Annotated in this window: 8 protein-coding genes and 7 pseudogenes; 4 read left to right on the top strand and 11 right to left on the bottom strand. The window is 74.2% G+C overall.

The genetic code is table 11. From position 1 onward, the window contains the following. From JNW89_RS17460 to JNW89_RS17445, 4 genes and pseudogenes are all read right to left on the bottom strand, one after another. Positions 1-409 (bottom strand): annotated as a pseudogene (locus JNW89_RS17460) (hypothetical protein); the annotation flags it as partial. Positions 410-526: 117 nt separating this feature from the next. After that, the gene (locus JNW89_RS17455) at positions 527-1,531 is read right to left on the bottom strand and encodes a glycine betaine ABC transporter substrate-binding protein (RefSeq protein ID WP_238449723.1); all 1,005 of its coding nucleotides are present in this window, start codon (positions 1,529-1,531) and stop codon (positions 527-529) included. A 156-nt stretch (positions 1,532-1,687) separates the two neighbouring features. After that, positions 1,688-2,438: pseudogene (locus tag JNW89_RS17450) on the bottom strand (ABC transporter permease). After that, positions 2,435-3,121, bottom strand: coding sequence for an ABC transporter permease (locus JNW89_RS17445; RefSeq protein ID WP_238449722.1), 687 nt, complete (start codon positions 3,119-3,121; stop codon positions 2,435-2,437). Before JNW89_RS17445 ends, JNW89_RS17450 begins: the two are co-directional and overlap by 4 nt. Before the next feature lie 2 nt (positions 3,122-3,123). Here JNW89_RS17445 and JNW89_RS17440 point away from each other — a divergent pair. Then, a pseudogene (locus tag JNW89_RS17440) lies at positions 3,124-4,121 on the top strand (ABC transporter ATP-binding protein). A 56-nt stretch (positions 4,122-4,177) separates the two neighbouring features. Here the strand turns inward: JNW89_RS17440 and JNW89_RS17435 are convergent. The 7 genes and pseudogenes from JNW89_RS17435 to folP all read right to left on the bottom strand — a co-directional run bounded on the left by JNW89_RS17435 (position 4,178) and on the right by folP (position 8,868). Beyond that, a pseudogene (locus JNW89_RS17435) lies at positions 4,178-4,677 on the bottom strand (hypothetical protein). A gap of 62 nt (positions 4,678-4,739) precedes the next feature. Then, on the bottom strand, positions 4,740-5,045 hold the full coding sequence (locus JNW89_RS17430) for a hypothetical protein (protein WP_238449721.1): 306 nt from the start codon (positions 5,043-5,045) through the stop codon (positions 4,740-4,742). A 55-nt stretch (positions 5,046-5,100) separates the two neighbouring features. Beyond that, a complete protein-coding gene (locus tag JNW89_RS17425; protein WP_238449724.1) occupies positions 5,101-6,321 on the bottom strand; it encodes an ABC transporter permease in 1,221 nt (406 codons plus the stop codon). A 101-nt stretch (positions 6,322-6,422) separates the two neighbouring features. Continuing rightward, on the bottom strand, positions 6,423-6,959 hold the full coding sequence (locus JNW89_RS17420) for a DUF3180 domain-containing protein (RefSeq protein WP_238449720.1): 537 nt from the start codon (positions 6,957-6,959) through the stop codon (positions 6,423-6,425). A gap of 19 nt (positions 6,960-6,978) precedes the next feature. Next, a pseudogene (folK, locus tag JNW89_RS17415) lies at positions 6,979-7,505 on the bottom strand (2-amino-4-hydroxy-6-hydroxymethyldihydropteridine diphosphokinase). After that, on the bottom strand, positions 7,502-7,861 hold the full coding sequence (gene folB / locus JNW89_RS17410) for a dihydroneopterin aldolase (protein ID WP_088959940.1): 360 nt from the start codon (positions 7,859-7,861) through the stop codon (positions 7,502-7,504). The pseudogene folK and the gene folB overlap by 4 nt, the downstream one beginning before the upstream one ends. Positions 7,862-7,913: 52 nt before the next feature. Next, positions 7,914-8,868: pseudogene (gene folP, locus JNW89_RS17405) on the bottom strand (dihydropteroate synthase). 334 nt (positions 8,869-9,202) lie between these two features. Here folP and JNW89_RS17400 point away from each other — a divergent pair. The 3 genes and pseudogenes from JNW89_RS17400 to JNW89_RS17390 all read left to right on the top strand — a co-directional run. After that, positions 9,203-9,517 (top strand): hypothetical protein, encoded by a 315-nt coding sequence (locus JNW89_RS17400; RefSeq protein WP_088959938.1) that lies wholly within the window; start codon positions 9,203-9,205, stop codon positions 9,515-9,517. A 13-nt stretch (positions 9,518-9,530) separates the two neighbouring features. After that, positions 9,531-9,893 carry a hypothetical protein gene (locus tag JNW89_RS17395; RefSeq protein WP_067302246.1) on the top strand — a complete coding sequence of 121 codons (363 nt, stop codon included), beginning with the start codon at positions 9,531-9,533 and terminating at the stop codon, positions 9,891-9,893. A gap of 49 nt (positions 9,894-9,942) precedes the next feature. Next, a pseudogene (locus JNW89_RS17390) lies at positions 9,943-10,284 on the top strand (hypothetical protein); the annotation flags it as partial.

Here is a 10,284-nt window from a genome sequence, read left to right as displayed (position 1 = left end):
CCTCGGCCACCGCCCCGGTGATCCCGGCGGCCGCGGCGATGCCGGCCGCCGCCGCGTCCAGCCGGCGGCGCAGCGCGGTGACCTGGTCCTCCACCCGCTGGGACTGGTCGAGCGCCTGGTTGCCGCGCTGGGCGGCGGCCACGATCTCGGCCCGCAACTCCCGGCGAAGCTGCTCCAGCTCGTCGAGGAACTCCTCGCCGCGCGGCTGGCCGCCGTCGGCGCGCAGCGCGATCGACAGACCGATCAGGACCACGGCCATGATGGCCAGTACGGCGGCGAACCGGAGCGGACCGTTGCCGTCGGCGATCAGCAGGATCAGCGCCGCGACGGGCGCGATCGCCACACCGATCCAGAACAGGACGGTCAGCAGCTGCGGGTGGTGCTTCTCGGGCACGACCGGGGCGGGCATGGCTGTGGAGCCTACCGAGAGATGCCCTGCGTGGGAACGGTCCCGAGGACCGAATCGCGTCATCAGGGGGTGCGGTCGGCGCGGCCGGCGGGGTGCCGCCGCGCCCGGAACCCATGATCAGCCGGTGGCGAGCGCGCCGTCGGAGGAGAAGACCAGACCGACGCTGGCGGTGCCGGTCTTGAGCGCGTTCTTGGTCTGCGGGCCACCGGCGTCGAGCGAGCTGAACGAGCCGGCCTTGAAGTCGTAGACCTCCACCAGACCGGCCTGGCACTTCGGCCGCTGCGGGCACTCCGGCGGGCCGGCCAGCACGGTCGCCGAGCCGGAGCACTTGGCCGCCAGGTCGGAGATCGTCTGCACGCCGTACTTGTCGGCGAACGCCTTCGTCACGGCGAAGGCGTTCTGGTCCTGGGCCGCGGCGGGTGCGCCGAAGGTGATGCCCACCTTGTCGCCGGCGGCCTTCAGCGCGGTGACGGTCTTGTCCAGCTCCGGCGAGGAGACCGGGGTGGCGTTCTTCCCGTTGGCCTTGGTGTTGAGGAACTCCGCCATGGTCGCCGCGTACTCCGGGACGACCTGGATCTCGCCCTTCTCCAGGGCCGGCTCGTAGAGCTCGCGGTTGCCGATCTGCTGCACCTTGACCTGGTACCCGGCCGCGGTGAGGACGATGTTGTAGAGCTCGGCCAGGGTCTGGCTCTCGCTGAAGTTGCCGGCGCCGACCACGATCTGCCCGCCGGGGCCCTTGGCGATGCCGGCGGTGAGGTTGTTCGCCGAGGCGAACCCCTCGGCGGCGGCCTTCGGGGTCTTGCGGTCGACGTCGACGGCCTTGTTGAGCGCGATCAGCTTCGGCGTGTCCAGCGCGGTGGAGACCTTGTCGAGCGCGGCGACCAGCTGCGGGTTGGCCGCGTCGACGTTGATCGCCGGGATGATGTTGTCGGTGTTCTGGAGCTTCTTGTCGTCGTTCAGGACGACCAGCTGGTCGCCGGCGACCGGGGCGCAGCCCGCGCCGCTCGCGCCCTGCTGAGGTGCATCCGTGCCGGAGGACCCCTCGTCCCCGCAGCCGGTGAGCAGACCTGCCACGGTGAGCGCGCCCACCGCGCCGACCGCCAGTCTTGTCCGTACGCGCATGATCGCGCCCGCCTTCCGTGTCCCGGCGCGACCCGAGCTGGGCCGGCCGCGTGTCCGACGGGCGATCCGTCCGGCCGCCCGCGACTCCAGCCAATATCCTCCGGCTCCGACCGACAAACTCCGAGCGGGTTTGTCACCGGATTGTCACCGGTTCGCTCAGTTCCCGGCGACGGCGGCCGCCGCCCGCCGGTTCGCCCGGCCCCGGGCCCGGCGCAGCGGGCGCGGGGTGACGGCCCGCTCGACCAGCGCCAACACCCCCTCGACCAGCAGCGCCAGCCCGGCCACCAGCACGCCCCCGGCGATGATCTGGCCCCCCGCCGGCCGCGATGTCCAGCCCGAAGCCCGCCCGGATGATCTGGCCGAGCCCGCCCCCGTTGACGAACGAGGCGAGCGCGGCGGTCGCCACCACCTGCACCGCCGCGGTCCGGAACCCGGCCGCCAGGTACGGCACCGCCAGCGGCAGCTCCACCCGGCGCAGCACCTGCCCCCCGGACAGCCCCATCCCCCGCGCCGCGTCCCGGGCCTCCGGATCGGCCTGCCGCACCCCCGTGTATGCGTTGGCCAGCAGCGGCGGCACCGCGAAGACGGCCAGCGCCACCACCACCGCCGGCCGGCCGAACCCGAGGAAGGTCAGCGGCAGGATGGTCAGCAGCGCCAGGGTGGGGATCGCCAGCGTGACGTTGGAGATCAGCAGGACCAGCCCGCCACCGCGACCGCTGTGCCCGAGCCAGAGCCCGATCGGCCAGGCCACCAGGCAGCCGAGCAGCACCGCGGCGGCGGACATACTCAGGTGCTCCCCGAGCCGGTCCAGGATGCCGCCCGGGTTCGTCCAGTTCAGCGGGTCGTTGAGCCAGACCACCGCCTGCTCGACCGGATTGGTGCCCGCCCGGGCGGCCGCGGCCGTCATCCGGTCCGCCCGCGCAGCCACGGCGTGAGCAGCCGGCCCACCCCGGCGAGGATCAGGTCCAGCACCAGGGCGAGCAGGACGCAGAGCAGCGTCCCGGTCATGATCTGCGCCTTGTAGAAGTTGTTCTGGAAGCCGGCGAAGATGAGCTGCCCGAGGCCGCCGCGACCGACCACCACCCCGACGGTGACCAGGGCGACCGTCGAGACGGTGGCGAGGCGTACCCCGGTGAGGATGCCGGGCAGGGCCAGCGGCAGGTCGATCCGGAACAGCCGCGCCCAGCGGCCGTACCCCATGCCCTCGGCCGCGTCGCGGACCTCGGGGGGCACCTGGTTCAGCCCGGCCACCGCGTTGCGCACGATCACCAGCAGCGCGTACAGCACCACCACGGTGAGTACGGTGATCGCGCCGATGCCCAGGTAGGGCGCGATGAAGGCGAACAGCGCCAGCGACGGCACGGTGTACAGCACGCCGGTGAGTGCGAGAATCGGCCCGGCGAGGGCGCGGAACCAGTACGCCGCCACCGCCAACGGCAGGGCCACCAGGGCGGCGATCAGCACCGCCCGGGCGGTCAGCGAGGCGTGCTCGCGCAGCGCGGCGAGGATGGTGTCAAAGTTGTCCCGCACGTACTGCCAGGAGAACCACGGGTTACCGGGGTCGGCCCGGTAGCTCAGGTGGAGGGACACACGTGGACGTTACCCCGGGACCCACCGGCGCGGCCGGGCACAGCGCGGCCTCGATCACCCTGGACGGCATCCGGAAGCGCTACCCGGACGGCACCGAGGCCGTGCGCGAGCTGAGCCTGGAGGTCAAGGCCGGCGAGCTGGTGGTCCTGATCGGCCCCTCGGGCTGCGGGAAATCCACCGTGCTGCGGATGGTCAACCGGCTGATCGAACCGACCGGCGGCCGCATCCTGCTCGGCGACGAGGACATCACCCGGGTCGACCCGGTCAAGCTGCGCCGCCGGATCGGCTACGTGATCCAGAACGTCGGGCTCTTCCCGCACCAGACGGTGCACACCAACGTGGGCACGGTGCCCCGGCTGCTCGGCTGGCCGAAGGAGCGAATCCGCCGCCGCGCCGGCGAACTGCTGGAGCTGGTCGGGCTCGACCCGGCGCAGTTCGGCCGCCGCTACCCGCACGAGCTCTCCGGTGGGCAGCGGCAGCGGGTCGGGGTGGCCCGGGCGTTGGCCGCCGACCCGGTGGTGCTGCTGATGGACGAGCCGTTCTCGGCGGTCGACCCGATCGTCCGGACCCGGTTGCAGGAGGAGTTCCTGCGGCTCCAGGCCGAGGTCCGCAAGACCATCGTGCTGGTCACCCACGACCTGGACGAGGCGGTCCGGCTCGGCGACCGGATCGCGGTGCTCTCCCAGGGGGGCCGGCTGGAGCAGTACGACACCCCGGCCGCCCTGCTCGGCGCCCCCGCCTCGCCGTTCGTCCGCGAGTTCGTCGGCGCGGACCGGGCATCCGCCGGCTCGCCGTCACCCCGCTCACCCGGGACACCCTGGCCCCGCTCACCGGCGCGACCGCCGACCTGCCGGCGGTGGCGCTGGGCGGTTCCGCGTACGACGCGCTGGCGGCGATGCTCACCGCGGGCTCCGAGGCGGTCGTGGTCACCGCCGACGGCGAGCCGGTCGGCGCGCTCACCCGGACCCGGGTGCTCGAACTCGGCCAGATCGGCGCCTGACCCGGCCGTTCCGGCGGCGGCCGGGCCGTTCCGGCGGCCAGGTCGGGTCCGGAAGGTCAGGCTCGGCCGCCGAGGCTGGCGGTGCCGATGATCCAGCCGGCGAAGAAGCCGTAGGTGGCGCCCGTGCCGGTGGTCTGGAAGTCGGCGAGCAGCGGCCCGTCCGAGGTCAGCAGCGCCGCCAGCAGGGTCGCCGCCGCGGCGGCCAGGACGTACGCGGCCCAGCCGGAGAAGAACTGGCTCACCGAGCCCTGCACCCGGGCCACCTGCGAGGTGGGCAGCAGGTAGAGGAAGGTCGCGGCGAACACCAGCAGCAGGATCGCCCGCAGGTCGTGGCGAGCACCCCGTGCTCGCCACCGGCGGCCTCCAGCCGCCAGGCGGGCCAGGCGAGCAGCCGCAGGAACCAGCCGCCGCCGGAGTTGGGGTCGGTGTGCGCCTCGGCCCAGCCGACGTACCACGGGCTGCCGCAGACCCCGACCAGGATGAGCGCGGCCAGGGTGCCGGTGCCGGCGGCGGTGCCGTACCCGCTGACGGTCCGGGGACGGTTGGTGAGGGCCATGCGGCGGGAAGTTCCCGACCCACCCGGGCGGGCAAACCTGCGCCAGCCGGCGGTCCGACCGGTCAGTGCTTCACCATGTAGTCGATGAACGCCGCGCGCAGCAGCGGCGCCGACTCCTCGTACCCGTGGCCGGTCAGCTCCCGCCACAGCGCCGAGGCCTCGTCGATGGTCGGTCCGATCGAGTTCGGCGCCCCGTCCAGCGCGGCGGCCTCGTCGGCGTTCGGCAGGTGCCGCAGCACCGACCAGAAGAAGCCCACGTCGCGGCGCTCCCGGGCCAGCGCGAAGGCCCGCTCCCGCAGCTCCTCGGTGGAGAGCGCGTCGAGCTCGTCGAAGGTGCGGCCGGTACCGGCGGAAGGAGTCTCGCTCATGCCCGCGAGCCTAACCGGCGAGATCACCTACGGCCCCTCGGACGCGGGCACGGCCTCACCGGTCGTCGTCGTCCCAGCGGCGCGACCCGGTCTCCCAGCGGGGGGCCTCCCACGGGTCCGGCGGGGTGGCGGTCGACTGGGCCGGCAGCGCGGGCGGCCAGTTGTCGACGGTGCTCGGCCGGGGCAGCGACCAGCCGGTGCTGATCATGCCGTCGCCGGCGGGCGTGGTCTCGGCCGGCTCGCCGATCGTCCCGCGTGGCCGCCCGCACGCCTCGACCAGCCGGGTCACCACCAGCCCGACGCCCAGCGCCGCGCCGCCCACGGTCCACCGGGAGATCGTCCAGCCACGCGCGGTCGCCCAGGCCAGGAAGACCACCACCACGCCCACCGCGAGCAGGGTGCCGAAGATCCCGCCGCGCCGGCCGTACGCGCTGGTGCCGCCGAGCATCGCCACGCCGACCGCCAGCACCGTCCAGTCCAGCCCCGACCCCGGTACGACCGGGCCGGCGGCGTTGGCGGCCAGCAGCACCCCGGCCAGCATGGCGAGCACGGTGGAACCGACCAGCGCCGTGGCGGTGACCAGGGCCGCCAGCACGCCCCGGCGGCGGGCCGGGTCGACCACCGGCCGGAACCGGCCGACCACCCGCCGGACCGCCCGGATCGCGCCGAAGATCCCGCCCAGCACGGCGACGGCCGCGAACCCGGCGAAGAGGTAGAAGGCCGTGCGGCGCGGGTCGTAGTCGGCCTGCACTACGACCGCGCCAGAGCGCCGCTCGATGTAGACGATCACGGCCGCGGCGCCGGCGAGGCTGGCCGCCCAGCCGGGCACGTGCAGCACCACCACGGCCAGGGCCAGGGCGAGGCCACCCACGACGGCGGCCACCAGGGCCGGGGTGAGCGCGGCCGTGACACCGCGGTCGCCCTGCTCGGCGAAGTGCAGCGCGGCGGCGACGGCGATCGGCCCGACCGCCAGGTTCACCGCCGCGGTACGCAGGCTCAGCCCGGCGGCGAGGGCCAGCAGGCCGAGCGCGACCACGTCGACCAGGAGGGTGCGCAGCCCGTCGCCGCGCAGCGCGTCGGCGTCCTCGCGGCGGAGCAGCAGCACCACACCGACCAGGCCGACCAGGAGGAGCGCCTCCCACACCAGGTGCACGCCGACCCGGTCCCGGCCCGGCTCACCGTGCGCGGGATCGTCGAAGACGTTCTCCAGCACGGCGGCGGGCACCCCCGGCGTGGGCTCCGCGGATCCGGCCCGGCCTGGTTCGTCGTACGCCATGCCGCGCGCCTCCCACGTGGCCAACCGTCCTCGTCGACGGTCGTCTGCATCCGGTCGCCAGGGACGGTACCTGCGCACGCGGCCGCGCGTAACCCCCCTGATCAGCGGCGGGGCGGGCGGCCCTCCCGGTCGCCGGGCTCCCGGTCCTCGTCGTCCTCCTGCTCGGGGACCCGGCAGGCGCGTTCGAGCCAGAGCGCGGCCGCGGTCAGCGCGAGCGACGCGAGCAGGCCGGCGCCGGCCGCCGGCCGGTCGTCCATGGCGGCGTTGGTGTCCTCGATGAAGAGCCACGCGGTCAGCCCCGCGTAGCAGCCCGTGAAGATCGCCCCGGCCAGGGCGGACGCCTTGGCCAGCACCACGAACCGGGCGACCAGCAACGGGTTGACCGGGTCGCGGCCCGGCCGGCGCTCGATCCGGCTGCGGGTGTTGGCCGCCGCGTACGCCTCCAGCACCGCGAGCGCGGCCAGCGTGACCACCGGCAGCCAGGGCAGGTCCGGCGCGACGTCGTAGTAGAAGGTGCTGATCAGCAACCAGGCCACCGCCGCGGCGGCGAGGGCGGCGACGACCAGGGTGGAGATCCGGGTGGGGCCCATCCGGAAGCGGTCGGGCTCGCTTCCGCGCGGGGGCTGCGCCTGGGTCATGCCGGCCGGCTCCACTCGGTCATGGGGTCGACTCTAACGCCAGATCGGGCCGGGGGCTCAGTTCCAGCGCGTCGCCGGCCAACGGCTCGGCGTTGAGCAGGTCGGTCAGCCAGCCGTGCCCGGGCAGCCGTCCGTGCGGCTCCATGTCGATCCACGGCCGCAGCACGAACGCGCGCAGGTGGGCGCGGGGGTGCGGCAGGGTGAGTTCGGGGTCGTCGCTGAGCACCGGCTCGCCGGCCGCGTCCCAGACGGCGATGACGTCCACGTCCAGGGTGCGCGGTCCGAACCGGCGCTCGGGGTCGCGGACCCGGCCGGCCGCCCGCTCGGCGGCCCGGGCCCGCTCCAGCCAGTCGCGCGGGGTCGCCGCCGGGTCGCGACCATCACCGCCGCGTTGAGGTACGCCGGCTGGTCGGCGTCCCCCCACGGTGGAGTCTCGTAGACGCCGGAGACCACCAGGACCGCGTCGCCGAGCGCGGCGACCGCGGCACGCAGCTGGCCGAGGCGGTCGCCCAGGTTGCTGCCGAGGGAGAGCACGGCCCGGGTCATCGGGTACGCCGCATCGTCACGGCGACGTCGGAGAAGGTGTGCGGGATCGGCGCCTCGGGCTTGTGCACGGTGACCGTGGCGGCGGCGACCAGCGGCTCGGCCAGGCAGACCGCGAGCAGCCGGTCGGCGAGCGTCTCGATCAACGCGACGGGTTCGCCGGTGATGACGGCGACCAGCTTTTCGGCCAGCTCGCCGTAGTGCACCGTGTCGGTCACCTCGTCGGAGCGGGCCGCCGGGGCCAGGTCGAGTTCGAGCACCGCGTCGACGACGAACTCCTGCCCCTGGGCGCGTTCGAAGTCGTAGACGCCGTGCCGACCGCGCGCCCGCAGGCCGGTCAGCTCGATCCGGTCGGTCATCGTTCTCCCTCGTTCCGGCCGACGTACGCGGCGGTCCCCAGCCCGGACGCGGTCACCGCGCCGGCTCGCTCTCCTGCCGGCCGGCAGGCCCGGCCGCCCCCACCGTGGGCACGCCGGCACCGCCCGGTTCCGCGCTGTCCTGGCCGACGCGGCGCGCGGCCGGCTCGGCGACCAGGCGGGGACGGCCGGTGGCCTGCCAGACGGCGAGCCGCGTCGGCGGTGCCGCGCACGTCGTGCACGCGTACCCCCCAGGCGCCGGCGGCGACGGCCAGCAGGCTGGTGGCGACGGTGGCCGCCTCCCGGTCGGCGGTGGGCCGCGGCTCGCCGTCGGCGTCGGCCAGCAACCGGCCGAGGTACGACTTGCGGCTCGCCCCGAACAGCAGCGGGAAGCCGAGCGCGACCAGCTCCGGCAGGCGGGCGCTGAGCTCCCAGTTGTGCGCGGCGGTCTTGGCGAAGCCGAGGCCGGGGTCGACGATGATCCGGTCGGCGGCCACCCCGGCGGCCAGCGCCTCGTCGACCCGCCGGCCCAGTTCGGCGCGCACGTCGGCGACCACGTCGGTGTAGGTGGCCAGCTCGCGCATCCCCCGCGAGTGCCCGCGCCAGTGCATGAGCACCCAGGGACAGCCGGCGTCGCGCACCACCCGGGCCATGTCCGGGTCGGCGAGCCCGCCGGAGACGTCGTTGACGACGGTGGCCCCGGCGGTCAGGGCCGCCTCGGCAACCGAGGCCCGGCTGGTGTCGATGCTCACCGCCACGCCGGCCGCGGCCAGCTCCCGGATCACCGGCAGGACCCGGGCCGCCTCGGTCGCGGGGTCGACCCGGTCGGCGCCCGGCCGGGTGGACTCGCCACCGACGTCGATCAGCGCGGCGCCCTCCGCCCGCAGCCGTACCCCGTGTGCGACCGCGGCGTCGAGGTCGGCGTAGCGGCCACCGTCGGAGAAGGAGTCGGGCGTGACGTTGAGGACGCCCATCACCACCGGGGCCTGCGCCCGTACCAGATCGGTCACGACTAGACGGTACCGGTCGTCCACGCCCGCTCCGGCGGCCCCCTGACATGCGCATTGGAACAGGTGTACGATCGGTCGTCCGGGTCGAATCGGGCCGACTCTTCGCGGGTTGTCGCAAAGGAGGGCGGGCCGTACGCTGTGGAATTGCCCAGCATCGAGATGGCGAAGCCTGGAGGGAGGGCCGAAGCGGGAAGAATCCCCCCCAAAGCTCACCACTCTCCGTGGTGGGTAACGAACGTAGCGTCGCCGACGCTGCGCTGAGTGAGCACATTTCCCGCCAGGCTTGCCTACTGCACCGCCGCGGCACCGCCGGCCGCGACATGGGGAGGTTCCAGTGATCGCCTTCGAGCTCATGCAGACGGCGACGTCCGGCGTCGCGCAGGCCCTGCACACCCTGGCGACGACACCGCTCGCCGAAGAGGCTCCGAAGGGCATCGACACCAACGGCGTCGTCACCTTCTTCGCCAGCAAGATCGCGCCGATCCTGCTCGCCGTGCTCGGTGTCATCTTCATCGGCCGGGCCAGCCGGGGTGAGATCTCCAAGGTGCTCACCAGCTCGGCCATCGCGATCGTCGGCCTGGCCTTCATCGCCGGGGCGGCCACACTCTTCTTCGTCGGTGACTACCTGATCGACCTGATCTTCGAATAGGCCCGGGCGAGACATGCGGCTGCGCACCGACGACGACATCTACCGGGCTCGCCTGGTCTACCTCGGGCCGCCCGGCTACACCCTTCCCGTCCACCTGCCGTACGCCCAGTACGGCCTGTTCATGCTGCTCGTACCCCTCTACATGTTCATCCACTGGCTGTTCACGCTGCAGGTCGAGCTCTTCCCCGCCTGGGAGATCGCGCTCGCCATCGTGAGCACCTCGTTCATCTTCCGGTACGTCGACCCGGACCGGCCGGCACGGATGGTCATCCGCACCGCCCTGACCGACTGGCGACGCACCCGGGAGCCGGCCGCTGAGCTGCGGGACCCCCGCCTGGTCGGCAGCCGGATCAGGATCCGGGAGGAACTGGCATGACCGGGCGTACGTCGATCGGGCAGTCGAACCACGCGGGTGAGGCGGTCGCATGAGTCGCTCTTCCACGCCGGGTTTCCCGGCCGGACGGCACAGCGCCCCACACGGTAACCGTGCGCGGTCGCTCGACTACCCGGAGGAGGAGATCCAGGACGAGCAGCCGTCCGACCCGGCTCTGGTGACCAGTCCCGGGCAGGGTGGCGTCGGCGTCTTCCAGCCGCCGCGGCCGACGAACGGCCGGGGCGTACCGCCGGTCGAGCCGAGCCCGCCGATGCTCGTCGGCGACGGCACCGACATCGACTCCCCGTTCCTCGACCTCTTCCGGCGGCCCCGGCGCGCCGCCGCGCCCCGGCCCGCCGCCCCCGGTGTCGTCCCCGCGCCGCGCCGGGAGCAC

This window comes from Micromonospora sp. 4G55, from assembly GCF_016803375.1.
The sequence above is the reverse complement of the archived record's forward strand: the minus strand, read 5'-3'. Positions and strand labels throughout refer to the sequence as shown.